Raw genomic sequence first — 23138 nt, 5'->3', positions numbered from 1 at the left:
CCGGATTACTCCGCGCGGGCAGCCCGATGGAGGCCCAGCCCGACGGCCGGCAGGGTCCGGACGCCGTCGATCTGCCAGGTCCCGCCCGCATCGGCCATGTCGTATTCGAGCACATGGGTCTGCCCGCCGGCATCGCGGATCAGCACCCGCTGCCGCGTCGCGCCGCCGTCCTGCCGAAGCGGGAGGAAGGTGACCCGCTTCGGGTCCCAGACCATCGGAAACCCGGTCAGCATCAGCTGCGCGAAAAGCTGGGGCGAATGCAGCTGGCCGCGGATCCTGCGCGATACGAACCCATACGCCCGCGGCAGGTCGCCTGCCCGGAATGCTTCCAGCTGGCGGTCGATGACGGAACGGATCGCGGCCCCGCGATCCTCCTGCGCCATCGCCATGACCGCACTGAGCGTCGCCGACCCCGAAAGCACCGCCGTCAAACTGAGCATCCGCATCCGATCTCTCCTCCTGGCGGATCACACTAGGGAATCGGAGGTTAATGTCATCCTTAATCGGCTGCCTTGATCCTAGACATGAGTCTGAGATTCGCCTTGGGGCCGGAAAGAAAGTTTCCACCCTGGTCAGAGGAATGCCAGGCCCTCGGCTCCGGCGAAGTCCGACGCCTGCCGCGCGGCATTGGTCTCCAGCGCGATCCATGTCCGCCCCGACCCGAAGGTCAGCACCGCCGTCCCGCCGTCGATCGCCACCGAGGACAGCCAGTCCGCGATCGGCGAGAGGTCGATGACATCCGTTCCGCTCTCGAAATCATGGATGGCGACCTCGGCGTAGTCGCGCCCGCCGGATTGCGTCTCGATGAAAGTGAAGACATCTGCGCCGTCCCGCCCCAGGGCCTGGTCGCGCTTCGACAGCATCAGCGCGTCGCCCCCCCCCGCCGATCAGCGTGTCGTCCCCCGCCCCGCCGGCCAGCAGGTCATCGCCTTCCGTGCCGGAGATCGTGCCGCTGGCCTTCTCCAGCTTGATGCCCTCGATATCGACCAGCCGGACGGCTAGATCCGTGCCGAATTCCAGCCGCCCGGAGGCGGAAAGGTCGATCGTTAACGTGCCAGCCGCCCCGATCACGGCGCTGTCGAACCCGCCCTTGCCGTCGAGCAGGCAGTCGCCCTCCGAGGCATCGAGCGTGTCGTTTCCCACACCGCCATAGAGGCGGTCGGCGCCACCATCGGCCGCCAGGAGCGAATCATCGCCGTAGCCGCCGCGCAGCACCTCGCGGCCCGCGCCTCCGTCGAGGGTGTCGTTGCCGAGCCCGCCAAGCAGCAGGTCGTTGCCGGCCCCGCCATCCAGACGGTCGAAACCGGGGCCGCCCTTGAGCGTGTCGTTGCCGGTGTTGCCTTCGATCAGGTCCCGGCCGTAGCCGCCCCGGATACTGTCGCCATAGGCGCTGCCGGAATAGTGGAACTCTCCCCCGTCGGCGCGGGCCATCAGCAAGCCGAGGGAATCGTGCCCGCAGGCGGAACTGCGGTTAAGCATGATCTCGCTGAGCAGGCCGTATGCGTCGGGGATCTCCATCGAGATGCCGGCTGCCTCCGTGGCGCCGGAATGGACCGGGATCGCGGCCACCGTGCCCACCGGCATCTGGAACCCGCCATTCGCCCGCGTGCCGGTGAAGACGCCTTCGAACACCTGGCGCGGCGTGCCGTCGGTGAATTCGAACAGCTCCGCAGCGGAGGAAAGAACGGTCAGCGGCGAGGTCCAGTAGCCGCCTTTGAAGTTCTTCATATAATACGCAATCTCGTCCATTTCCGTCCCCCGGAAAAAAGCAAACGCTGCCTGGGCAAGGCAGCGTTAACCATTTCCTGAGTTTGGAATGCCAGACCCTTGCGCAAGGTCAGGCGGCGGCCAGCTCCCCGGCCAGGCCCTGGCGGATCAGCGCAACGGTCTCGGACACACCGTAAAGCGCGATGAACCCGCCGAAGCGCGGCCCCTGCGACTGGCCGAGCAGCACCTCGTAAAGCGCGGTGAACCAGTTGCGCAGCGGCTCGAAGCCATGCGCCTTGCCGACCGCGAAGACCTCGGATTGCAGCGCCTCTGCATCGAGGCCGCCCTCCCAGGCTTCCAGCCGCGCGGCCAGATCCTCGAGCGCGGCGCGCTCGGTCTCGTCGGGCATGCGGAACACCTTCGCGGGCTTCACGAAGTCCTTGTAGTACTGCACCGCGTAGCCCGCGGCGGCGTCGAGTCCGGGATGGGTCCCGGGCGTGGCGTCGGGCGCGTAGCGGCGGATGAAGCCCCACATCGCCTCCTTGTCCTCGGCATGCGCGGCGCTGGCGAGGTTCAGCAGCATCGAGAAGGGCACGACCATGTCCGAGGCCGGAACCTTGCCCGGACCGTGGATGTGGAACACCGGGTTGGCCAGCTGCGCCTTGGCATCCTGGTTCGGATAGGCGGCCAGCTGCTGGTGGTACTCGTCCATCGCCTTCGGGATCACGTCGAAATAGAGCCGCTTGGCGGTCTTCGGCTTCTGGAACATGAAGTAGCTCAGCGACTCGGTGGAGGCATAGGTCAGCCATTCGTCGATCGAGATGCCGTTGCCGGTCGATTTCGAGATCTTCTGGCCCTTGTCGTCGAGGAACAGCTCGTAGGTGAAATGCTCGGGCTTCCTGCCGCCGAGGATCTCGCAGATCCGGTCGTAGATCGGCGTGTTGGTCGAGTGGTCCTTGCCGTACATCTCGAAATCGACGTCGAGCGCGGCCCAGCGGGCGCCGAAATCGGGCTTCCACTGCAGCTTCACGTTGCCGCCCGTGACCGGCAGGGTCCATTCGCGCCCGTCATTGTCGTCGAAGGTGACGGTGCCTTCCTTCGCATCGACATGCTTCATCGGCACGTAGAGCACGCGGCCGGTCTCGGGATGGATCGGCAGGAAGATCGAGTAGGTCTCGCGCCGCTCGTCGCGCAGCGACTTGAGCATGACCTCCATCAGCGCGTCGTAGCGTTCGGCCGCCAACAGCAGCGTCTGGTCGAACTGGCCGGACTTGTAGAACAAGGTCGCGGAGTAGAATTCGTACTCGAAGCCGAAGGTGTCGAGGAAGCGGCGCAGCATCGCGTTGTTGTGATGCCCGAAGCTTTCGTATTCCTCGAACGGGTCGTAGACGCTGGTCAGCGGGCGCTGCAGGTCCTCGCGCAGCCGCTCCTGGTTCGGCACGTTGCCGGGCACCTTGCGCATCCCGTCCATGTCGTCGGAGAAGCAGAACAGCCGCGTCGGGATGTCCGAGATTTCCTCGAATGCCCTGCGGATCATGGTCGTGCGCAGCACTTCGCCGAAGGTGCCGATATGCGGCAGGCCCGAAGGGCCGTAGCCGGTCTCGAACAGGACATAGCCCTTCTCGGGCGGCTTCTTCTCGTAGCGTTTGACCAGACGGCGGGCCTCTTCAAAGGGCCATGCCTTCGAGTCCATTCCGAATTCCGCCAGATCGGTCATTTTCGAGTATCCTGTTTGGAAGCGGCCCCGTGCCGCGCGGGCTCTCCCTATTGATCGGACCCGGCGAGGTCAATATTTAGCCCCCATGCATGACAGGAAGGATGCCGAGTTGGCCAAGGAAGACCTGCAAGACCCGCAATCGCTCAGCCCGCAGGACGCGCTCGTGCTCCTGATGATCGCGGCGTCGGTCAGCGACGAGAACATCCGGACGGCGGAGCTGGTCGCGATCCAGACCGAGGTGAACCACCTGCCGATCTTCGCCGAATACGACCTCGACCGCTTCCCGAAGCTGTCGCGGCTGGTCTTCGACCTGTTCTCCGAGGAGGAGGGGCTGGACGCGCTGTTCGGGCTGGTGCGCCAGGCGCTGCCGGACAAGCTGAACGAGACCGCCTATGCGCTGTGCTGCGACGTGGCGGCGGCGGACGGGCGGCTGCGCGAGGTGGAGCTGCGCTTCCTCGAGGAGATCCGCTACGAGCTGAAGGTCGACCGTCTGGCGGCGGCGGCGATCGAGCGCGGCGCGCGGGCGCGCCACATGACGATCTGAGTCACCCGTCGAAGGGCTCGATCAGCTCGGGCCCCTCGGCGCGGTTGGAATTCACCCGCGGATCGACGCGGTAGGCGGCGAAGAGGTCTTCGGGCGCGGGCCGCATCAGCACGGCGGCGCCATGGCCTGCCTCGCCCAGCCAGAGGCCCCAGTCGGGCTCCGCGACGGTCACCGGCATGCGGTGGTGGATATGCCCCAGCGCCTCGTTCGCCTCCGTCGTGACGATGGCGCAGGTGGAGAGCGCCAGGCCGTCCGCCGAGGTCCAGTCCTGCCAGACCCCGGCGAAGGCGACGAACTCCTGACCTTCGGGATGGATGTACCAGGGCAGCCGCTTGCCGTCCCCGTCCTTGGTCCATTCGTAGAATCCGCTGGCCGGGACCAGGCAGCGCCGCGCCCGCGCCGCCTGGCGGAAGGCGGGCTTCTCTGCGATGGTCTCGGCCCGGGCATTGATCAGCAGCGGTCCGTCGCCGGGCGACTTGTACCAGACCGGGATGAAGCCCCAGCGCAGGGAGACGAAGCGGCGCGTGCCCTCCTGGCTCAGGACTGCATGGACGGCATTGGTCGGGCAGATGTTCCAGTTGGGCAGTTCCGGCAGGTCATTTGCCGGGGCCGCCCCGAAGAGCTGCACCATTGCCTCGGGGGGCAGGGTCAGGGCGAACCGTCCGCACATGGCTCAAAGCAGGGCCGGACCCGGCCGCCGCTGCGCCCGGAGGCCGCACCGGCGGAGGTCCGGCCCGCGCCTCATTCCTTGGCGATCCGCCCGTCGGTATAGGGCTCGTAGGGACCGTCCATGCTGCCGATGTAGCGCGCGACGATGGCCTCCAGCCCCGGACCGTAGTCATAGGCGTTCTCGGCCATCTCGAACATCCGGTAGCCGTCGCCGCCGTTGCGCATGTAGTCGTTGGTCACCGCCAGATAGGTGGCCTCGGGGTCGATCGGCACCCAGTCGTCGCCGTCGCGGACCAGCACCTCGGTCACGCGGCCCTCGTTCGGGCCCACCGACGGGTCCCAGGTGAATTTCAGCCCGGCCACCTGCGGAAAGCGCCCCGCGCCCTCCTCGACCTGGCTGACGCCGTTTTCCAGCGCGTCGGTGATCATCGCGCCGGTCGCCTCGAAGGTTGCCAGCGTGTTCTGGAAGGGCAGCACCGAAAGCACCTCTCCCATCGTCACTTCGCCCCCGTCGATCGAGGCGCGCAGCCCGCCGCCGTTCTGGATGGCGATGGTTACGCCCTGGTCCGCCACCGCATCGAGCATCGCATCGGCCACGAGATTGCCCATCGAGCATTCCTGCGCCCGGCAATTGTCCCGCTCGCCGTCGATCAGCCCCGCGGCGGAGCCCACGACCTGCGCCTTGATCTCCTCCAGCGGCGCCGCGTATTCGGCGACCTTCGCAGCGACCTCTGGATCGGGGACCACCGAGGCGTCGAGCGGGATCGTGTCGCCGGTGGCCGAGATGACGTTGCCTGCGTCGTCGAAGGTCAGGGCCAGATGGCCGACATAGCGCGAATAGGCCATCGCCTGGACGATCGGCACCTCGCCGATCATCAGCGGATAGGGCCCCGCGGCCCCTTCGGCGGTGTTCGACAGCAGCGTATGGGAATGGCCGCCGACGATGGCATCGAGCCCGTCGATCCCGGCCTCGGCAATTTCCACGTCCTTGGGCAGGCCGACATGGGTCAGCGCCACGATGTGGCCGATGCCTTCCGCCTGCAGCGCGGCGACGTCCTGCGCGATCGACTCGATTTCGTCGTTGAAGACCACGTTGCCGCCGGGGCTGGAGGTATCGACCGTGTCGGTGGCCAGCGCCGAGACGATCCCGACCTTCACCCCGTCCAGATCGATCACCACCGTGTCCGAGAGATCGCCCGCCAGGCTCGGCTCGGCGGAGACGTCGAGATTGCCCGAGACCAGCGGGAAGCTGACCATCCCGAGAAACTTCGACAGGTTGTCGGGGCCGTCGTCGAATTCGTGGTTGCCGACCGCCATGGCGTCGAAGCCGATCATCTCCATGAAGGCGGCTTCGACCTCGCCCTTGTAGGCGGTGTACATCATCGAACCCTGGAACTGGTCGCCGGCATCGAGCACCAGCACCTTCTCGCCGGCCAGCTCGCCGCGCAGCCTGTCCATCATCGCCTTGACGCGGGCCACGCCGCCGAAGCATTCGCCGGCCGCGTCATCCTCGGGGGCGCAGGTGGAGTTGTACTTGTTCACCGGCTCGATGCGGCTGTGCAGGTCGTTGATGTGCAGAATGTGGATCGTGGTATCGGCCGAAGCGGCGGAGGCGCCCAGAAGCGCCAGGACGGACAATGAATTTCGCAGCGAATTGCGGACCATGGAGACCTCCGGTCAGGGCATTTGCCGCGATGTTAAGCGCGGCTCCGCCGGGGGGGCAAACGTTTTGAGGCGCCCTGGGACGCGACCGGTGGGCGCGCGCCCCCTTGACCAATTTCCGCGCAGGCGGCACGAGGGGCCATGCGGATCTACAAGATATTTCGCGCCGCCGAATGGGCGGCTCTGGAGCGGGACGGAACCACGGACGGCGCGCCGGTGGATCTGGCCGACGGGTTCATCCATTTCAGCACCGCCGCCCAGGTGGCCGAGACGGCGGCGAAGCACTTCGCCGGGGCCGAGGGGCTGGTGCTGGCGGCCATCGAGGCGGACGCCCTGGGCGGCGCGCTGAAATGGGAGCCCTCGCGCGGCGGGCAGCTGTTCCCGCATCTCTACCGCGCGCTGGCGCTGTCCGAAGTCGCTGAAACCTGGCCGCTGCCGCTGGACGCGGACGGGCGGCACGCATTCCCGGAGGCGATGGCATGAAGGCGCTGGAGAAGGCAGGGCTTGCGGTCCTGCAGAAGATGGATCCGGAAAAGGCGCATGACTGGGCGATCTGGGCGCTGGAGCGCGGGCTGGCGCCGCTGCCGCGCAAGGTGCGCAGCGACCGGCTGAAAACCCAGCTGGGCACGCTGGCGCTGGAGAACCCGCTAGGCCTGGCGGCGGGCTTCGACAAGAACGCCCGCGCCCTGCCCGCGCTGATGCAGGCGGGCTTCGGCTTCGTCGAGGTCGGCGCGACCACGCCGCGGCCGCAGCCCGGCAATCCCAAGCCGCGGCTGTTCCGGCTGCCCGAGGACCGCGGCGTCATCAACCGCTTCGGCTTCAACAACGAGGGCGCCGAGGCGATGGCGGCGAAGCTGGCCGCGCGGCCGGCAGGGGGCGTGCTGGGGCTCAATCTCGGCGCCAACAAGGACAGCGAGGACCGCATTCCCGATTATGTCTCGGTGCTGGAGACCTGCGGCGCGCATGTCGATTTCGTCACCATCAACGTGTCCTCGCCCAATACCGAGCAGCTGCGCGACCTTCAGGGCAAGAAGGCGCTCTGGGCGCTGGTCACCGAAGTGATGCAGGCGCGTTCCACCCTGCCCGGAACCCACCGGCCCCCGGTCTTCCTGAAGATCGCGCCCGACCTGCACGAGGAGTCGCTGGCGGACATCGCCGAGGTTGCCGCGATCTCCAGCCTGAACGGCATCATCGCCACCAACACCACCATCGCCCGCACCGGCATCCGCAGCGCCCACCGCAACGAGACCGGCGGGCTGTCGGGCGCGCCGCTCTTCGAACGCTCCACCGCCGTGCTGGCGCGGCTGCACGAGCTGACCGAAGGCAAGCTGCCGCTGATCGGGGTCGGCGGCATCGCCTCGGCCGAGGATGCCTTCGCCAAGATCGCCGCCGGCGCGACCGCTCTGCAGCTCTATTCGGCGCTGGTCTACGAGGGGCTGTCCCTTGTGCCGCGGATACTCGAGGGGCTCGACCGCAAGGCGCGCGAGCTCGGCCTGGAGAACATCGCCGAGGCGCGCGGCCAGGAGGCCCATCTGTGGTCGGCGAAATTCGGAAGCTGATGCGCTAGGCCGATGATCCCCGCCCGCGCCTCCAGTTTCCTGCTCGTCCTGCTGATGGCGGTTTCCGGCATCAGCTTCGGCGCGGCCCGGGGACAGGCACGGATCGCCGGACAGATGGTGATCTGCACCGGCGGCGCGGCCGTGACCGTCAGCGTCGATGCCGGCGGCAACCCGGTGCGCGAGGTGCATCTGTGCCCCGACAGCATCCTCGGCGCGCTTGCCGCGGTGATTCCGCCGGCACTGCTGCCTCTGGCGCCCGACGTCCGGGCGCTGCCATCCCGCCACCGGCCCGCACATCCTGCCGCCCATGCGCTCTGGCGCCCGGCCCTGCCCGCAAGGGGGCCCCCTCTCCTTCTCCTCTGACAGCCGCGACCATTTCCAAGGAGGAGACATCCATGTTCCGCACGTTCATCCTGTCCGCAGGACTTTCCGCCCTGTCCGCCGCCGCCATGGCCGGGGACATTTCCGTCCATGGCGCCTATGCCCGCGCCTCCACCGCGATGTCGGTCTCGGGCGCGGCCTTCATGACGATCGAGAATGCCGGCGCGGAGCCCGACCGCCTGCTCTCCGCCGCCTCCCCCGCAGCCGACCGCGTGGAGCTGCACACCCACATCCAGGACGCCAACGGCGTCATGAAGATGACCGAGGTCGAGGAGGGATTCCCGATTCCGGCCCATGGCAGCCATTCGCTGGCCCGCGGCGGCGACCACGTCATGTTCATGGGCCTCTCCGCGCCGTTCGAGCAGGGCGACATGATCCCCGTCACCCTGACATTCGAGAAGGCCGGCGCGATCGAGATCGAGGTGCCGGTCGACCTGGAGCGCGGCCCGGGCCAGATGCAGAACGGCATGCCGGGCAGCCACGGCCCGATGGCGGGCAGCACGGGGAACTGACGTCCCGATGGCCGCGCGGCCCGGCCGCGCCCCGCAAAATCTGGCGGCGCCCGGTCAGCCACCCGGGGCGCCGCCTTGCGTTCGCCTGCCCCTCGGCCGCGGGGAATCGGCACCGGCGGACAGATTGTCCCATTCCGCGATCCGCACCGCTGCCATACTTTGGAATTGTTCTAATTCCATTTAACCGCGGGAAGGGTCGTGCCTTGGGCATTGTGAAGCTGATCGACAAGTCTGGAACGGAGCATGAGCTGCAGGCCCTGGAAGGCTGGCGGGTGATGGAGATCCTGCGCGACTGGGGCATGTTCGTTCCGCCCCGCTGCGGCGGCTCGGGCCAGTGCGGCATGTGCCATGTCAAGGTTGACGGGGACTGGGCGGAAAGGGTGCTCCCGCCGGAAGAGCTGGAGGCTAAGGTCCTGCCGCTCCTGCCGATGCGGGGCGAGACCTCGCGGCTGTCCTGCCAGATCCTGTGGACCGAGGCGCTGGACGGGCTGACGGTCTCCCTGCCCTGACCTGCCCGGCGCAGCGGCGGCGGCCACGCAGGCCACGCTGACGCAAGGCAGCCGGCCCTGCACGGTCCGGCTGCCTTCTGCGTTCGGGGACGGGTGTGGGGCCATGCCCGGTGACGACAGCGAGAAGCCGACGGAACCCCATCCGAGGTCAAGTCGCCGGTCTGGCTGATCCGGGCGCTGTGGGGCATGGACGGGCTGGCCCTCACCTGGGTCATGCTGGGGATCTGCGGGCTACGGCCACATTTCAACTATCCGCTGCATCCCAGCTTCCTGCCGATCACCGGCGCGGCCTCCGCCAGCTGCGACGCCTCCGAGCTGAAGCAGGTCTCCGGCAACATGGAATTCGACCTCTGTGAGACGTTCGACATCTCCGCCGTCGCCGATGCGGTGCCGCGGGACTGCGAGATCGAGGGCAGCTGCCCCCTCTGGACAATGATGGCCTCGGAGACCGGCTGCCCGTTCCCAGGACCGGCGGGTGACAGGGGGGCGGCGCCCCCTGCCCCATGCATCAGGCCGGGCTGCTTTCCTGCAGCGTTTCGATGTCGCTGCCGAACTGGGTGTTGTAGAGCTCGGCATAGGCGCCGCCGGCGGCCAGCAGCTCTTCATGCGTGCCCTGCTCGATCACCTCGCCCTGGTTCAGCACGACGATCTTGTCGGCATCGCGGACGGTCGACAGGCGGTGGGCGATGACCAGCGTGGTCCGCCCCTTCGACAGCTTGTCGAGCGCCTCCTGCACCACCGACTCGCTCTTGACGTCGAGCGCGGAAGTCGCCTCGTCGAGCAGCAGGATCGGCGCGTCGCGCAGCAGGGCACGGGCAATCGCCACCCGCTGGCGCTGGCCGCCCGAAAGGAGCGTGCCGCGCGCGCCGACATCGCTGTCCAGGCCCTTCGGCATGTTGGCGACGAAATCGTCGACATGCGCCGCCTCCAGCACGCGGGCCAGCTCCTCCTCGGGCACGTCCTCGCGGCCCAGCGTGATGTTCTCGCGCAGGGTCTCGTCGAAGAGCAGGCTTTCCTGTGTCACCACCGCGAACATGTTGCGCAGCGTGGCCAGGTCGATCTCCTCGGCCGGGACGCCGCCGATCAGCACGCGGCCCTCGTCGGGGTCGATCAGCCGGGTGATCACGTTGAAGACCGTGCTCTTGCCCGCCCCCGAGGGACCGACCAGCGCCGTGGTCTTGCCCGCTTCGGCAGTGAACGAGGTCCGGCGCAGCACCGGCAGCTCGCCATAGGCGAGGCTCACCGCCTCGATCCGCACGTCGGGGCGCGGCGGCGGCGAGGTCCGTGCGTCGGGCACGCTGACGATGGTCGGCGTGGTGTCGAACAGGTGCTTCACCCGCTCCAGCTTGGTGGCGAAGGCCTGCCAGCTGCCCGCGAGCCCCGAGAGGCGGCGGATCGGTTCGAAGACCAGCAGCATGGCGGTGAAGAAGCTCATGAACTCGCCGACCGTCTTGCCGCCCGAGATGATCTCGCCGCCGGCGAAATAGAGCACGCCGACGAAGCCGATGCCGGTGATCAGGTCGACCAGCAGCGGGATCATTGCCTTGCCCAGCTGGGTCTGCAGCGACAGCGCGATGCTCTCGTCCTGCAGGGTCATGTAGCGCCTGTGCTGGTAGCCCTCGAGCGCGTTCAGCTTGATCTGGTTGATGCCGTGGAAGATCTCGTCCATCCGCACGGTGATGTCGGAGCTCAGGTCGCGCTGCCGCTTGGTCTGCTGGCGCACGAAGCGCTGCACCCAGTAGATCGGCGCCATCAGCAGCGGCGCGCCGACCAGCGCAATCAGCGTCCAGCGCCAGTCGATCGAGATCGCCACCGCGGTCAGCGAGAACACCGAGATGATGTCGCGGCCGACGCCCAGGATGAAGCTGCGCCAGACCGAGCCGATGCCGACCACGTCGCCCTGGACGCGGGTGATCATGTGCCCCGGCGGGTGGTTGTTGTGGAAGGCGGAATCCAGCGACATGACATGGGCAAGCAGGTCGCGCCGCATCTGCGCGGTCGAGATCTGGCCGACATAGGTCATGATCCGCTTCTGGACGAGGCTGGACACGCCGCGCACGACGAAGATCGCCATGATCGCCAGCGCGACCCATTTCATCGCGTCCACCTCGCCGCCGACGAAGATCTTGTCGAACATCGGCTTCAGCGTGTAGGCCAAGAGGCCCATCATCGAGCCTTCCAGCGCCATCAGCGCGAAGGCGATGGCGACCCGCCACTTGTAGGGGTTGAGGTAGTTGATCCAGAGCCATTTGACCAGCGGCCAGGCTTCTGCGTCGGGGACTTCGGTCTCGCGTCTGCTCATGTCCTCGTCTTCTTCCAGCTCCGGGTCAGCGCCTCGTGATCGTAGCGCGTGGAGATCCATTCCTCCAGCGATTGCCCGGTCTCGCGGCTATCCGCCTCGTAGACGTCCAGCACATGGTCGAGAATGCCCGTGTCCGTCGAGCTGAGATGCAGGTATTTCCAGTGCAGGTGGCGCCGCGCCTCCTTCAGCGGGCGCCCCTCGACGACCGCAAGGTAGAGCACCGCGGCGAAGCCCGCCCGGTCCGATCCCGACTTGCAGTGCATCAGCATCGGCCGCTCCGCCAGCCGCATCAGGGCAATCAGCTCCATCAGGTCCTCCCGCGGGACCAGCTTGCGCGCCGACAGCTCGATGTCGAGCAGCGTAATGCCGTGCCGCGCGCAGGCCTCGCGCTCGAACAGGTAGGGCGAGTGCTTCTTCTCGCCACGCAGGTTGATGATCGTGCGGATCCCCATCTTGGCGTAATGCGCGACCCGGCGCGGCGAGGGCTGGTTCGACCGCCAGATCCCCGGGGCGATCTCCTCCATGTTCCACCAGACGGTGCGCAGGATGCCGTGATCCATCAGGTGGAAATGCAGCATCGCCTGCCGCCGCTCGGCAGGCGTGCCGATCCGGCGCCCGTAGCGCTTGCGCATCTTGTGCTCGAATTCGCGGAACCGCGCCTTGATCGGATTCATATTCCTGCCGTCATCTGCGCGGTCCATCGCCTGTGGATATCGGACCGCAAGTGGCGGGGAAATACGCGCTCGGGGGGGTTCCATCAAGTCCGCGGTGCAAAAAGCGTGCCGAAGTCTGGACGCGGTGGCGCGCTGCGACTACGGGAAACGGGTGGTTCGCGCAGTCGGAAAGGTGCGTCATGTCTCTCGCTCACGGTCGTCACTATCTCGCAATTCCCGGCCCCTCGGTCATGCCCGACCGAGTGCTGCAGGCGATGCACCGGCCGGCGCCGAACATCTATTACGGCGCGCTGGCCGAGATGACCGACGCGATGATCCCCGACCTGAAGAAGGTCGCCCGCACCGAGGGTTACGTGGCGATCTACATCGCCAACGGCCATGGCGTCTGGGAAGCTTCGGTCGCCAACGTGCTGTCGCCCGGCGACAGGATGCTGGCGCTGTGCACCGGGCGTTTCGGCTTCGGCTGGGCCGAGACCGCCGGGCGCATGGGCGTCGCGGTCGAGCGGATGGATTTCGGCCTGCAGGCCCCGGTCGATCCGGCCAAGGTCGAGGAGCGGCTGCGCGCCGACCCCGGCCACGAGATCAGGGTGATCACCATGGTGCAGGTCGACACGGCCACCTCCGTGCGCAGCGACGTCGCCGCGGTGCGGGCCGCCATCGACGCGGCCGGCCACCCGGCGCTCCTGATGGTCGACTGCATTGCCTGCCTCGCGGTCGACGAGATGCAGATGGATGCCTGGGGCGCCGACGTGGTGATCACCGCCTCGCAGAAGGGCCTGATGACGCCTCCGGGGCTCGGCTTCGTCTTCTTCAACGACCGCGCCAAGGCGCGCCGGGCCGAGGTCGAGACCGTCAGCATGTACTGGGACTGGGTGCCGCGCTCCGAGCCGGAGATGTTCTACCAGTATTTCAACGGCACCGCGCCGACCCACCACCTCTACGGCCTGCGCGAGGCGCTCTCGATGCTGCACGAGGAGGGCATGGAGAATGTCTGGGCCCGCCATGCCACGCTGGCGCGGACGGTCTGGGCCGCGGTCGGCGCCTGGAGCCAGGGCGGCCCGATGGAGTTCAACATCGCCGATCCGTCGCTGCGCAGCCATGCTGTGACCACGGTCAGCATCGGCAAGGAGCACGGTCCGCGCCTGCGCCAGTGGCTCACCGACGAGGCCGGGGTGACGCTGGGCATCGGCCTGGGCATGGAAACCGTCGAGAAGAGGGATTCCGACGGCTATTTCCGCATCGCCCATATGGGCCATGTCAACGCCCACATGGTGCTGGGCGTGCTCGGCACGATCGAGGCGGGCCTCGTCGCGCTCGGCATCCCGCATGGCAAGGGCGCGCTGGAAGCCGCCGCCGCAGTCTGCGCCCGGACCTGACCCGGTGCGCAGGTGGCTGGCAGCGCTCGCGCTGCTCTGGGCCCTGCCCTGCCAGGCGGACGACCCTCCCGGCCTGGACATGCTCGAGCTGTCCGGATCGGGCGGGCGCCCGCTGAAGCTGCAGCTCTGGCATCCGGCGGGCCCGGGCGGCACGGCCGTTTCCGCGGGCGGCAACGCGGTTTTCCGCGGAGAGGCGGCCCGCAGCGGAGCGCCGCCGCTGCCGGGGCCGCTGCCGCTGGTCCTGATCTCGCATGGCGGGCTGCGCTCGGCGTCAGGCACCGGCAGCTGGCTGGCGGCGGACCTGGCCCGGAAGGGATATCTCGCAGTTCTGGCCAGCGCACCGCCCCCGGATCCTGCCGGGGCGCCGGACGAAATCTGGCGCCGCCCCGCGGATCTGTCCCTCGCGCTCGGCACGCTGCTGGCCGATCCTCTCTGGGGCGGCCGGATCGACCCGGACCGGATCAGCGTGCTCGGATTCGCGCTCGGCGGCACCGCGGCGCTCATGCTCGCCGGGGCCGAGCTCGATGCCGGGGGCTATGCCCGGTCCTGCGAAGCCGGCGGCAGCGGCCCGGATTGCGCCTGGATGGCGGCCGCCGGCGTCTCCCCGGCCGATGCCGACCCGGCCGGACTGGCCGCAGATCGGCGCGACGCGCGGGTCGCGGCCGCCATCGCGGTCCTGCCCGAATATCCCGGACTGCTCTCCGCGCTGCCCGCAGATGCCGCCGGGGATGCGATCACGGAGGGCCATGCGCCCGCCGATGCCTTTCCGGTCTGCACCGAGGCGGGACCGGAGATCCTCGGGGCGGATGCCGGGCTCTGCGGCGGCTCGCCGGAGGCCCGCCGCGCCGCGCACGCGCGGCTTCTGGCGGAGATCCTCGCGGCGCTCGGCCCGCCCGGCGGCCGCTGAACGCCGCGACGGAACGCCCGTCCGGCAGTTGACGGTGCCGCCCGGCCCGCGACTATGCGCGCGACAGGCGGGGGGCGAGTCGATCTTCCGCGCAGCAGGGGATTCTCCGCATGGCCGCGGAAAAGGGCGATCAGGCAGTCCGCCGCAAGGACACCACGCTGGGCCGCTGGCCCGAGATGACCTATGGCGGGGTGCTGAGCTTCCTGCGCCGCAACTACAGCCGCGATCTTGCGGGCGTCGACCTCGTGGTTTCCGGCGTGCCCTTCGACAGCGCCGTGACCAACCGCACAGGCACGCGGGCCGGCCCGCAGGCGATCCGGGCGGCCTCGGTGCAGCTGGCGGAACTCAAGGCCTTCCCCTGGGGCTTCGACCCGTTCGAGACGCTGTCCGCCATCGACTGGGGCGACGTGTATCTCGACCCGCACCACCCCGGCACCGTGGCGCCCGCCATCGAGGCCCATGCCGACGCGATCCTGGCCTCCGGCGCGGCCATGCTGACGCTGGGTGGCGACCATTCCATCGCCCTGCCGCTGCTGCGCGCCCATGCGCGGCGCCACGGCCCCGTCGCGCTGGTGCAGTTCGACGCGCATTGCGACACCTGGGAGGATGACGGCACCCGGCTCGACCATGGCACGATGTTCTCCCGCGCCGTCGCCGAGGGCATCATCGACGTGGAGCGCTCCTCCCAGGTCGGGCTCAGGACCCACAACGATGCCGATCCGCCCTTCCGCATCCTGACCGCGCCATGGATCCACCGCCACGGCATCGACGCAGCCATCGCCGCGGTTCGCGAGCGCGCAGGCCGGGCGCCAGTCTATGTCAGCTTCGACGTCGACGGCATGGATCCGGCCTTCGCGCCGGGCACCGGCACGCCGGTGCCCGGCGGGCTGGCCTCCTGGCAGGCGCTGGAATTCATCCGCGGGCTCGACGGGCTGAACCTGGTCGGCATGGACGTCGTCGAGGTCTCGCCGCCCTACGACCATGCCGAGATCACCGCGCTGGCGGCAGCGACGGTCGCGCATGACTTCCTGTGCCTGATTGCCCGCCAGAAGGCAGCGCAGCGCGCCTGACCCGCCTTTCCTGAGACATATCCATCACCCTGCCGCAAAACCGCGCGGCGGGGGATTTACCCGCGCGCGGCTCTCCCCTATCCCCGACGGGACGGAACGAGGACACTTTCCCTTGCGCATCCTGATTACCAACGATGACGGCATCAATGCTCCCGGTCTCGCGGTGCTCGAACGCATCGCGGCAGAAGTCGCAGGCCCCGGCGGCGAGGTCTGGACCGTGGCCCCTGCCTTCGAGCAGTCGGGCGTCGGGCATTGCATCAGCTATACCCATCCCACCATGATCGCCGAGCTCGGGCCGCGCCGCTTCGCGGCCGAAGGCGCCCCGGCCGACTGCGTGCTGGCAGGCATCTACCATGTCATGCAGGACCACGCGCCGGACCTGGTCCTGTCCGGGGTGAACCGCGGCAACAATTCCGGCGAGAACGTGCTCTATTCGGGCACGCTCGGCGGCGCGCTGGAAGGCGCGCTGCAGGGCATCCGCTCGATCGCCCTGTCGCAGTTCTACGGCCACCGCAACGTCCGGCTCGAGGACAGCTTCGAAGCGGCGGGCCGCCATGGCGCGCGCGTGATCCGGGCCCTGCTCGACAGCGCCGACTGGGATACCGAGAACGGCTACGACCTGTTCTACAACGTCAATTTCCCCGCCTGCCCGGCAGCCGGGGTGAAGGGCACCCGCGTCGCCTCGCAGGGCAGGCGCCCGGGCGTGAACTTTTCGGTCACCGCACAGCCCTCGCCCTCGGGGCGGCAGTTCCTCTGGGCACGCGGCGGCGACCAGACCGTGCCCTCGGCGCCCGGAACCGACGTGGCGGCCAATCTCGACGACTTCATCTCGGTCACGCCGCTGCGGGCCGACCTGACGGCGCATGACCGGCTCGAGAGGCTGGCGGCCCTGCTCGACGAAGGCTAGCCGCCATGAGCTCCGCCGAACAGAAGATGCAGTTCATCTTTCACCTCCGGCAGCAGGGCATCCTCGACGAGCGGGTGCTCAAGGCCATGGAGCGCATCGACCGCGGGCTCTTCATCACCGGCACCTTTTCCGGCCGCGCCTACGAGGACATGCCGCTGCCGATCCCCTGCGGCCAGACCATTTCGCAGCCGACCGTCGTGGCGCGGATGACCGCCGCGCTGAACGTGGGCCCGCGCGACACGGTCCTGGAGGTCGGCACCGGCTCGGGCTACCAGGCGGCGGTGCTCAGCCAGCTTGCGCGGCGGGTCTACACCATAGACCGCCACAAGCGGCTGGTCGACGAGGCGACGGCCCGGTTCCGCAAGCTCGACCTGCACAATGTCACCGCGATGACGGCCGACGGCAGCCGCGGCCTGCCCGCCATCGCGCCCTTCGACCGCATACTCGTGACCGCCGCGGCAGAGGATCCGCCCGGCCCGCTCTTGGCGCAGCTGCGCGAGGGCGGTACAATGGTCGTGCCGGTGGGGCAGTCCCATTCGGTGCAGCGGCTGATCAAGGCGGTGCGGGGTCCCGACGGGGTGGAATACGAAGAGCTGGGCGATGTCCGCTTCGTGCCCCTTGTCGAGGGCCTCGGACAGGACGAGATATAGCCCCTGCAGACGTTTGACCGGCCGGAGCCCGCAGGGTATCCGGCCCGGATGTTTTGTGACGCGCGAGAACGCCCCGCCGAGAGGGCGGCGCCAGAAGGAAGATGAGCAGATGAGCCTCAAGCCGCCCCTCCTCCGTGCCGGTTCGCTTGCAGCGGCGGCGCTGCTCGCCGCCTGCACCAATGTCAGCCTGCCGGTGATGGGCACCGATCCCGGCAATGCGCCGGTCACGGCGCCCACGGCGGCACCGCCGCGCACCGACGCCCGCGGCGTGATCAGCTACCCGACCTATGACGCGGTGCGCGCCCAGCGGGGCGACACGCCGGTCTCCGTGGCCAACCGCCTGGGCATCGACCCGGCGGCGCTGGCGCGGCACAACGGCCTGCCGGAGAACGCCGCGCTGCGCGACGGCGAGCTCCTGGTGCTGCCGACCCGGCTGTCCTCGGGCAGCTCGGAAAGCGACGACATCGCTTCGATCGCGGGCGCCGCGCTCGACCGCGCCGACGGGACAGCCCCGTCCGGCAGCTCCGCCAACGCGGCCGAGCCGGTGCGCCATACCGTGACCCGCGGCGAGACCGCCTATTCCATTGCGAGGCTCTACAATGTCTCGGTCCGCGCGCTGGCCGACTGGAACGGCCTGCCGCCCGACTATTCGGTGCGCGAGGGTCAGGTGCTGCTGATCCCGCTGCCCGGACAGCAGCCCGCAGGCGCCGCCGCCTCGACCTCGGAGCCCGGCGAAGGCACCCGCGTCGCCGAACCGCCGAGCGCCGCCGAGCCGCAGCCCGCGGATGACGAGCCCGCCCCCGCCCCGGCCGAGGAAGTCGCGGTGGCGCCGATCGAAGCGCCGCAGACCGCCGCCTCGGACACGGCACGGCTGGCCAAGCCGGTCGAGGGCCGCATCCTGCGCGGCTACGAGAAGGGCTCGAACGAGGGGATCGACTTCGCCGCCTCCGTCGGCGCGCCGGTGCGGGCCGCCGAGGGCGGCACCGTCGCCGCGATTACCCGCGATGTCGACCAGGTGCCGATCGTGGTGGTGCGCCATCCCGACAACCTGCTGACGGTCTATGCCAACGTCGATTCCATCGCGGTCGCCAAGGGCGACACCGTGCGGCGCGGCCAGCAGATCGGCGTGGTGCGCCAGTCGAACCCGTCCTTCCTGCATTTCGAGGTCCGCAACGGCTTCGAAAGCGTCGACCCGATCGACTACCTGAACTGATCCCGGCCCCGGCGGCGGCGCGGACTGCGCGGCCGCCGGGACCTGCCCGGGCCGGGGTCCCTGCCCGCCCGCGAATCGCGCGCCCCTGCGGCGGCATCGTCGGCCTGCGCAAATTCCCGGCATTCGGCTGCCGGAAGGGCAACCGCCGCCCGCCCGCCCAGTTTGGAACGATTCCAAACTATGCCAGAGAGGCGCCGCGGCATAGACTGTCCCCTGCCGGGCCGCCACGGGTCCGGGCGCAGCGGCAGCGAGGTCCCCATGAGCCAGGAAACCCCGTCGATCGACGATTATCTGCGGATGTTCGAGCAATATGGCGAGAACGTCGAGACCATGTACATGGCCCCGCCCGACGACCGCTACGAGCTGCTCTTCGAGCGGGTCCTCCGGCTGCTGGCGAAACCCTCGGCCTTCAATTTCGCCCTGCCCGAACCGTTCCGCCGGACCGCGCACCGCTACCTGGCAGGCAATCCCGAGACCGTCCGCCAGCTGGAGGACCGCGACACTCGGCATTTCATGCTCTGCGAGGTGCATGACTACGTGATGCTCAACGGCGGGCTGGCGCGCCGGCGCGAGCTGGCCGCGCGGTGACCGCGGACGCGCCCGAGCCGCGCGGATCACGGCATCGCGCCCGCCGGCCCCTTCCGCTCGCGCCCCGCGGGGTCTAGGCTCCCGCCGGAACACAGGAGTCCCCGATGCGCGATGCGAGCCCCCAATCTGCGGCCGAAACCGTCTATCTGAAGGACTACGCGCCCTTCAGCCATCTCGTCGACAAGGTCGAGCTGGTCTTCCGCCTGCACCCGACCGCCACGCGGGTCGTCAGCCGCATCTCCTTCCGCCCGAATCCCGCCGCCCCGGCCAAGCCCGACACCGAGGGGCTGCCCCAGCCCGACCGCGAAAAGCCGCAGCTGGTGCTGCACGGCGAGAAGCTGAAGCTGATCGGCGCGCGGATCGACGGCAAGGCGGCCTCGCCCCGCCTGACCAAGACCGGCCTCGTCTGCGCGGTGCCGGACAAGCCCTTCGTCTGGGAGGCCGAGGTCGAGATCAACCCCTCGGAGAACACCGCGCTGGAAGGGCTCTACATGTCGAACGGCATGTACTGCACCCAATGCGAGGCCGAGGGCTTCCGCAAGATCACCTACTATCCCGACCGGCCCGACGTGATGGCGCCCTTCTCGGTGCGGATCGAGGGCGACCTGCCGGTGCTGCTGTCCAACGGCAACCCGGGCAAGAAGGGAGAGGGCTTCGCCGAATGGCACGACCCCTGGAAGAAGCCCGCCTATCTCTTTGCGCTGGTCGCGGGCGACCTGGCCTGCCACCGCGACAGCTTCGCCACCGCCTCGGGGCGCAAGGTCGGTCTGGGCATCTGGGTGCGCGAGGCGGATATCGGCAAATGCGCCTTCGCCATGGACGCGCTGAAGCGCTCGATGGCCTGGGACGAGAAGGTCTATGGCCGCGAATACGATCTGGACGTGTTCAACATCGTCGCCGTGGACGATTTCAACATGGGGGCGATGGAGAACAAGGGGCTGAACATCTTCAACTCCTCCGCCGTGCTCGCCAGCCCCGAGACGGCCACGGACGCCAATTACGAGCGCATCGAGTCGATCATCGCGCATGAGTATTTCCACAACTGGACCGGCAACCGGATCACCTGCCGCGACTGGTTCCAGCTCTGCCTGAAGGAAGGGCTGACGGTCTACCGCGACCAGCAGTTCTCGGCCGACGAGCGCTCCGCCCCGGTGCAGCGGATCAATGACGTGCTGGCGCTGCGCGCCCGGCAGTTCCGCGAGGACAACGGCCCGCTGGCCCATCCGGTCCGCCCCGAGAGCTTCGTCGAGATCAACAACTTCTACACCGCCACGGTCTACGAGAAGGGCGCGGAGCTGATCGGGATGCTGCGCCGGCTGGTCGGCGCGGAAGGCTATGCCAAGGCGCTCGACCTCTATTTCAAGCGCCATGACGGCCAGGCCTGCACCATCGAGGACTGGCTGAAGGTGTTCGAAGATGCCTGCGGCCGCGACCTGTCGCAATTCAAGCTGTGGTACAGCCAGGCCGGGACCCCGCGGGTCAAGGTCGAGGAAAGCTGGGCGGACGGCACTTTCACCCTCACCCTGTCGCAGAAGACCCCGACAACCCCCGGCCAGCCGGAAAAGCGCCCGCTGGTCATCCCGGTCGCCGTAGGGCTCCTGGCCCGCGACGGCAGCGAGGTCGTTCCGACCACCGTGCTGGAACTGACCGAGACGCGCCAGAGCTTCCGCTTCAAGGACCTGGCCGAGCGGCCGGTCGCCTCGGTGCTGCGCGGCTTCTCGGCGCCGGTGATCCTGGAACGCAGCCACGATGCCGCCGACCGGCTGTTCCTGTTCATCCACGACACCGACCCGTTCAACCGCTGGGAAGCGGGCCGCGCGCTGGCCAAGGATGCCCTGCTGTCGAAGCTCCGCTACGGCACCGAGCCCGACAAGGCCTATTTCGCGGCGCTCGGCGACCTGATCCGCGATCTCGAGCTTGACCCCGCCTTCCGCGCGCTCTGCCTGGCCCTGCCCTCGCAGGACGACATCGCGCAGGCGCTGCATGACCGCGGCGTGGTGCCCGACCCGGTGGCAATCTACCGGGCGCGGCGCGAGTTCTCGGAGGCGATGGCCGCCGCGCTGCAGCCGCGCCTGGCCGCGCTCTACGAATATGCCCGGGTCGAGGGACCCTACAGCCCCGACGCCGCCTCCGCAGGCAAGCGTGCCCTGGCCGCGGCGACGCTGTCGCTGCTGACGCTGGTGGATGGCGGGCACCGCGCCCGCGCCCAGTTCGACGCTGCCGACAACATGACCGAACAGTTCGGTGCCCTCTCCGCCCTCGTCTCGATCGGCTCGGCGGAGGACGAGCTGTCCCGATTTTACGGCCAGTGGAAAACCGACCGGCTGGTTCTCGACAAATGGTTCGGCCTGCAGGTCGGGCTGGCGGCGCCCGAAGCCGCGGCAGAAACGGCCAAGGCCCTGACGCAGCATCCGGATTTCTCCTGGAAGACGCCGAACCGGTTCCGCGCCGTGATCGGCGGCTTCGCGGCCAATCCCGCGGGCTTCCACGATCCTTCGGGGGCGGGCTACCGGCTGGTGGCCGACTGGCTGATCAAGCTCGACCCGGTGAACCCGCAGACCACCGCGCGGATGAGCACGGCCTTCGAGACCTGGCGGCGCTACGACGACGACCGGCGCGCGCTGATGCGCGAAGAGCTGGAGCGGATCCTCGCTGCCAAGGATCTGAGCCGCGACACCGCCGAGATGGTCAGCCGGATCCTCGCGTGACGCGCGCCGGGCTCCTCTGCACCTTGGCGCTCGCCGCATGCGGCGGGCTGACCGAGCTCGGAGAGGAGCCCGCACGCCCCTATCCCGCCGCCCGGCAGGCCCCGGCAGGGCTGGCCGGGGCCGGAACCGCGGAGGCGCTGCACCCGGACAGGCTGGAGCGGGACACGCCCGTGCCCAATGTCACGCCCTATGCGGCGGAGGCGCAGCTGCGCCGGATCGACGACCTGGCCACCGGGATCGCTTCCCTGCCCGCCACGGCTCCGGTTCCCGCCGCCGACACAGCGCGCCTGCGGCAGCAGCGGGTGCAGGCGCAGGCGATCTCCTCCTCGCGGCCGCTCTCGCGCCCCGGCTTCGGGACCGGCAGCGGCACGCCGGATTTCACGCCGGTCGCGACAGCCGATCCCATGGTGCTGGGCATCCAGCGCGCCCAGGCGGCCGAGGCGGCCGCCCTCAACCGCCGCTAGCCGGCCCGGGCCTGCTCCGGCTCGGCCAGGCAAGGCGCCGAGCCGCTCCGCTCGGCATCGCTGTCGCACTTGCCGCGGCGCTGCGCCCAGCTTGTCATAGGCGGTCTGCCCCCGCCGCGTTGATCGCCCGGTCCAATCGCAGGAACAGCTCGCCGGACGCCCGGCCTTGACCATTGCCCCACAATTCGGGACCTCGCGCGGGACCCTTAGCCCCCAAATGTTCGCCAAGTGAGCTGACTGGTTCTGCGGCCTCTCCCGCGGCATGAGCCCCATGAGGCGCATCAGCCGACATATCCGCTTCTCGTTGACGAGGTGCCCGTGGTTGCGCAGGCGACAGGTCATCTGCAGGACACCGAAGAACGGGGGCTCCAGGAACTGCCCGCCAATCTGACGCACCAGTTCGAGGTTCTGCTCGGTCTCGCCCTTGGGCGTGCAATGGAAGGATGAGCGCGCAATCCGCAGCAACTTGCACTTCTGGCCGATCGACGGTTCCGGGTGGTGCGGTGTCGATCGGCTCTGAAAGGGGACCCGGTTTTCGCGTCTCGAGCTGGCCCGGCGCGGCGCAGCTTCCAGGTGGCGCAGCCGTGTCGGGGCAGCTTGCCTGAGCCCAGGCGCGGTTCCCGAGGCGCCAGCTCTCGTTGCCGGTTTCGGGGATCCCGCAGTGGCGGGCCAGACGGTCGAGGAGCGCGGCCGTCATCTTGGCACCGCCGAAGAGCGAGCCATCGCGCCGCCGCTGGTTCGGGACCGATGGCGAACGGGCCATTCGCCGGAGGCCAGGTTGGCCGCGACGATGGCCGAGCTGCACTCGTACAGGCGGCCGATCAGATGGAGCGAGACGGAAAAGACAAGCGTCCAGCGGACGGTTGTCCCGCCGAACGAGCTGGCCGCCGGTCTGGGCAAAGGGCAGATGGCCAAGCTCCAGCCGGCGGCGTCCCCCCGCGCCGGCAAGGGCACCCACAATGAATGCGGAGTTCATGCTTTGCCCGGCAGCGCATCCGGGCTAGCCTCGGTTCCGAAGA

Annotated in this window: 23 protein-coding genes and 2 pseudogenes; 15 read left to right on the top strand and 10 right to left on the bottom strand. The window is 69.0% G+C overall.

The window, feature by feature from the left end; translation table 11 throughout:
- Positions 1-5: 5 nt before the first annotated feature.
- The 4 genes from HCC78_RS25615 to HCC78_RS25600 form a co-directional block, all read right to left on the bottom strand.
- Complete coding sequence (locus HCC78_RS25615) at positions 6-440, bottom strand: DUF4864 domain-containing protein (protein ID WP_172331625.1); 435 nt, start codon at positions 438-440, stop codon at positions 6-8.
- Between the two features lie 132 nt (positions 441-572).
- Positions 573-863 carry a M10 family metallopeptidase C-terminal domain-containing protein gene (locus HCC78_RS25610; protein WP_172331624.1) on the bottom strand — a complete coding sequence of 97 codons (291 nt, stop codon included), beginning with the start codon at positions 861-863 and terminating at the stop codon, positions 573-575.
- Positions 757-1728, bottom strand: coding sequence for a calcium-binding protein (locus tag HCC78_RS25605; protein WP_172331623.1), 972 nt, complete (start codon positions 1726-1728; stop codon positions 757-759). The genes HCC78_RS25610 and HCC78_RS25605 overlap by 107 nt, the downstream gene beginning before the upstream one ends.
- A gap of 109 nt (positions 1729-1837) precedes the next feature.
- The gene (locus HCC78_RS25600; protein WP_172331622.1) at positions 1838-3424 is read right to left on the bottom strand and encodes a lysine--tRNA ligase; all 1587 of its coding nucleotides are present in this window, start codon (positions 3422-3424) and stop codon (positions 1838-1840) included.
- A 172-nt stretch (positions 3425-3596) separates the two neighbouring features.
- Here HCC78_RS25600 and HCC78_RS25595 point away from each other — a divergent pair, with 172 nt between their 5' ends.
- Positions 3597-3968, top strand: coding sequence for a tellurite resistance TerB family protein (locus HCC78_RS25595; protein ID WP_253949363.1), 372 nt, complete (start codon positions 3597-3599; stop codon positions 3966-3968).
- A gap of 1 nt (position 3969) precedes the next feature.
- Here HCC78_RS25595 and HCC78_RS25590 read toward each other — a convergent pair whose 3' ends face one another.
- Positions 3970-4638: an SOS response-associated peptidase gene (locus tag HCC78_RS25590; protein ID WP_172331620.1), complete on the bottom strand. Its 669-nt coding sequence runs from the start codon at positions 4636-4638 to the stop codon at positions 3970-3972.
- 71 nt (positions 4639-4709) lie between these two features.
- A complete protein-coding gene (locus HCC78_RS25585; protein WP_172331619.1) occupies positions 4710-6302 on the bottom strand; it encodes a bifunctional UDP-sugar hydrolase/5'-nucleotidase in 1593 nt (530 codons plus the stop codon).
- A gap of 138 nt (positions 6303-6440) precedes the next feature.
- Between HCC78_RS25585 and HCC78_RS25580 the strand changes: the two genes are divergently transcribed.
- From HCC78_RS25580 to HCC78_RS25560, 5 genes are all read left to right on the top strand, one after another.
- Positions 6441-6782, top strand: coding sequence for a DUF952 domain-containing protein (locus tag HCC78_RS25580; protein WP_172331618.1), 342 nt, complete (start codon positions 6441-6443; stop codon positions 6780-6782).
- Positions 6779-7858, top strand: a complete 1080-nt coding sequence (locus HCC78_RS25575) for a quinone-dependent dihydroorotate dehydrogenase (protein WP_172331617.1) — start codon at positions 6779-6781, stop codon at positions 7856-7858. Before HCC78_RS25580 ends, HCC78_RS25575 begins: the two co-directional genes overlap by 4 nt.
- 12 nt (positions 7859-7870) lie before the next feature.
- On the top strand, positions 7871-8221 hold the full coding sequence (locus tag HCC78_RS25570) for a hypothetical protein (RefSeq protein WP_172331616.1): 351 nt from the start codon (positions 7871-7873) through the stop codon (positions 8219-8221).
- 32 nt (positions 8222-8253) lie between these two features.
- Positions 8254-8751, top strand: a complete 498-nt coding sequence (locus HCC78_RS25565; protein WP_172331615.1) for a copper chaperone PCu(A)C — start codon at positions 8254-8256, stop codon at positions 8749-8751.
- Between the two features lie 212 nt (positions 8752-8963).
- A complete protein-coding gene (locus HCC78_RS25560; RefSeq protein ID WP_371743932.1) occupies positions 8964-9260 on the top strand; it encodes a 2Fe-2S iron-sulfur cluster-binding protein in 297 nt (98 codons plus the stop codon).
- 508 nt (positions 9261-9768) lie between these two features.
- Here HCC78_RS25560 and HCC78_RS25555 read toward each other — a convergent pair.
- Both HCC78_RS25555 and HCC78_RS25550 read right to left on the bottom strand, forming a co-directional pair.
- Positions 9769-11562 carry an ABC transporter ATP-binding protein gene (locus HCC78_RS25555; RefSeq protein WP_172331613.1) on the bottom strand — a complete coding sequence of 598 codons (1794 nt, stop codon included), beginning with the start codon at positions 11560-11562 and terminating at the stop codon, positions 9769-9771.
- Positions 11559-12236 (bottom strand): tyrosine-protein phosphatase, encoded by a 678-nt coding sequence (locus HCC78_RS25550; RefSeq protein WP_172331612.1) that lies wholly within the window; start codon positions 12234-12236, stop codon positions 11559-11561. The genes HCC78_RS25555 and HCC78_RS25550 overlap by 4 nt, the downstream gene beginning before the upstream one ends.
- A 179-nt stretch (positions 12237-12415) precedes the next feature.
- Between HCC78_RS25550 and HCC78_RS25545 the strand changes: the two genes are divergently transcribed.
- The 9 genes from HCC78_RS25545 to HCC78_RS33965 all read left to right on the top strand — a co-directional run bounded on the left by HCC78_RS25545 (position 12416) and on the right by HCC78_RS33965 (position 22119).
- A complete protein-coding gene (locus HCC78_RS25545; RefSeq protein ID WP_172331611.1) occupies positions 12416-13612 on the top strand; it encodes an alanine--glyoxylate aminotransferase family protein in 1197 nt (398 codons plus the stop codon).
- Positions 13613-13616: 4 nt separating this feature from the next.
- The gene (locus tag HCC78_RS25540; protein ID WP_172331610.1) at positions 13617-14519 is read left to right on the top strand and encodes a hypothetical protein; all 903 of its coding nucleotides are present in this window, start codon (positions 13617-13619) and stop codon (positions 14517-14519) included.
- A gap of 110 nt (positions 14520-14629) precedes the next feature.
- Positions 14630-15589 (top strand): agmatinase, encoded by a 960-nt coding sequence (speB, locus tag HCC78_RS25535; protein ID WP_172331609.1) that lies wholly within the window; start codon positions 14630-14632, stop codon positions 15587-15589.
- A 112-nt stretch (positions 15590-15701) separates the two neighbouring features.
- Positions 15702-16496 (top strand): 5'/3'-nucleotidase SurE, encoded by a 795-nt coding sequence (gene surE, locus HCC78_RS25530; protein WP_172331608.1) that lies wholly within the window; start codon positions 15702-15704, stop codon positions 16494-16496.
- A gap of 5 nt (positions 16497-16501) precedes the next feature.
- Positions 16502-17146, top strand: coding sequence for a protein-L-isoaspartate(D-aspartate) O-methyltransferase (locus HCC78_RS25525; RefSeq protein ID WP_172331607.1), 645 nt, complete (start codon positions 16502-16504; stop codon positions 17144-17146).
- 109 nt (positions 17147-17255) lie between these two features.
- Positions 17256-18359 (top strand): M23 family metallopeptidase, encoded by a 1104-nt coding sequence (locus HCC78_RS25520; protein WP_172331606.1) that lies wholly within the window; start codon positions 17256-17258, stop codon positions 18357-18359.
- 258 nt (positions 18360-18617) lie between these two features.
- Positions 18618-18947 carry a hypothetical protein gene (locus HCC78_RS25515; protein WP_172331605.1) on the top strand — a complete coding sequence of 110 codons (330 nt, stop codon included), beginning with the start codon at positions 18618-18620 and terminating at the stop codon, positions 18945-18947.
- A gap of 104 nt (positions 18948-19051) precedes the next feature.
- Positions 19052-21655 carry an aminopeptidase N gene (gene pepN, locus HCC78_RS25510; RefSeq protein WP_172331604.1) on the top strand — a complete coding sequence of 868 codons (2604 nt, stop codon included), beginning with the start codon at positions 19052-19054 and terminating at the stop codon, positions 21653-21655.
- Entirely contained in the window at positions 21652-22119 is a 468-nt protein-coding gene (locus HCC78_RS33965; protein ID WP_253949361.1) for a hypothetical protein, read from the top strand. The genes pepN and HCC78_RS33965 overlap by 4 nt, the downstream gene beginning before the upstream one ends.
- A gap of 267 nt (positions 22120-22386) precedes the next feature.
- Here the strand turns inward: HCC78_RS33965 and HCC78_RS34985 are convergent.
- Positions 22387-22515 (bottom strand): annotated as a pseudogene (locus tag HCC78_RS34985) (IS3 family transposase); the annotation flags it as partial.
- Between the two features lie 214 nt (positions 22516-22729).
- Positions 22730-23038, bottom strand: a pseudogene (locus HCC78_RS33280) (ATP-binding protein); the annotation flags it as partial.
- Between the last annotated feature and the right edge of the window lie 100 nt (positions 23039-23138).

It is taken from the genome of Mangrovicoccus sp. HB161399, from assembly GCF_013184745.1.
In the GTDB taxonomy this organism is placed as follows: Bacteria; Pseudomonadota; Alphaproteobacteria; order Rhodobacterales; family Rhodobacteraceae; genus Mangrovicoccus.
The sequence above is the reverse complement of the archived record's forward strand: the minus strand, read 5'-3'. Positions and strand labels throughout refer to the sequence as shown.

Excerpts from the sequence above, each read along its gene's own strand:
- HCC78_RS25615 (WP_172331625.1), bottom strand. The coding sequence starts at position 440 with ATGCTCAGTTTGACGGCGGTGCTTTCGGGGTCGGCGACGCTCAGTGCG.
- HCC78_RS25610 (WP_172331624.1), bottom strand. The coding sequence starts at position 863 with ATGCTGTCGAAGCGCGACCAGGCCCTGGGGCGGGACGGCGCAGATGTC.
- HCC78_RS25605 (WP_172331623.1), bottom strand. The coding sequence starts at position 1,728 with ATGAAGAACTTCAAAGGCGGCTACTGGACCTCGCCGCTGACCGTTCTT.
- HCC78_RS25600 (WP_172331622.1), bottom strand. The coding sequence starts at position 3,424 with ATGACCGATCTGGCGGAATTCGGAATGGACTCGAAGGCATGGCCCTTT.
- HCC78_RS25595 (WP_253949363.1), top strand. The coding sequence starts at position 3,597 with ATGATCGCGGCGTCGGTCAGCGACGAGAACATCCGGACGGCGGAGCTG.
- HCC78_RS25590 (WP_172331620.1), bottom strand. The coding sequence starts at position 4,638 with ATGTGCGGACGGTTCGCCCTGACCCTGCCCCCCGAGGCAATGGTGCAG.
- HCC78_RS25585 (WP_172331619.1), bottom strand. The coding sequence starts at position 6,302 with ATGGTCCGCAATTCGCTGCGAAATTCATTGTCCGTCCTGGCGCTTCTG.
- HCC78_RS25580 (WP_172331618.1), top strand. The coding sequence starts at position 6,441 with ATGCGGATCTACAAGATATTTCGCGCCGCCGAATGGGCGGCTCTGGAG.
- HCC78_RS25575 (WP_172331617.1), top strand. The coding sequence starts at position 6,779 with ATGAAGGCGCTGGAGAAGGCAGGGCTTGCGGTCCTGCAGAAGATGGAT.
- HCC78_RS25570 (WP_172331616.1), top strand. The coding sequence starts at position 7,871 with ATGATCCCCGCCCGCGCCTCCAGTTTCCTGCTCGTCCTGCTGATGGCG.
- HCC78_RS25565 (WP_172331615.1), top strand. The coding sequence starts at position 8,254 with ATGTTCCGCACGTTCATCCTGTCCGCAGGACTTTCCGCCCTGTCCGCC.
- HCC78_RS25555 (WP_172331613.1), bottom strand. The coding sequence starts at position 11,562 with ATGAGCAGACGCGAGACCGAAGTCCCCGACGCAGAAGCCTGGCCGCTG.
- HCC78_RS25550 (WP_172331612.1), bottom strand. The coding sequence starts at position 12,236 with ATGAATCCGATCAAGGCGCGGTTCCGCGAATTCGAGCACAAGATGCGC.
- HCC78_RS25545 (WP_172331611.1), top strand. The coding sequence starts at position 12,416 with ATGTCTCTCGCTCACGGTCGTCACTATCTCGCAATTCCCGGCCCCTCG.
- speB (WP_172331609.1), top strand. The coding sequence starts at position 14,630 with ATGGCCGCGGAAAAGGGCGATCAGGCAGTCCGCCGCAAGGACACCACG.
- HCC78_RS25525 (WP_172331607.1), top strand. The coding sequence starts at position 16,502 with ATGAGCTCCGCCGAACAGAAGATGCAGTTCATCTTTCACCTCCGGCAG.
- HCC78_RS25520 (WP_172331606.1), top strand. The coding sequence starts at position 17,256 with ATGAGCCTCAAGCCGCCCCTCCTCCGTGCCGGTTCGCTTGCAGCGGCG.
- HCC78_RS25515 (WP_172331605.1), top strand. The coding sequence starts at position 18,618 with ATGAGCCAGGAAACCCCGTCGATCGACGATTATCTGCGGATGTTCGAG.
- pepN (WP_172331604.1), top strand. The coding sequence starts at position 19,052 with ATGCGCGATGCGAGCCCCCAATCTGCGGCCGAAACCGTCTATCTGAAG.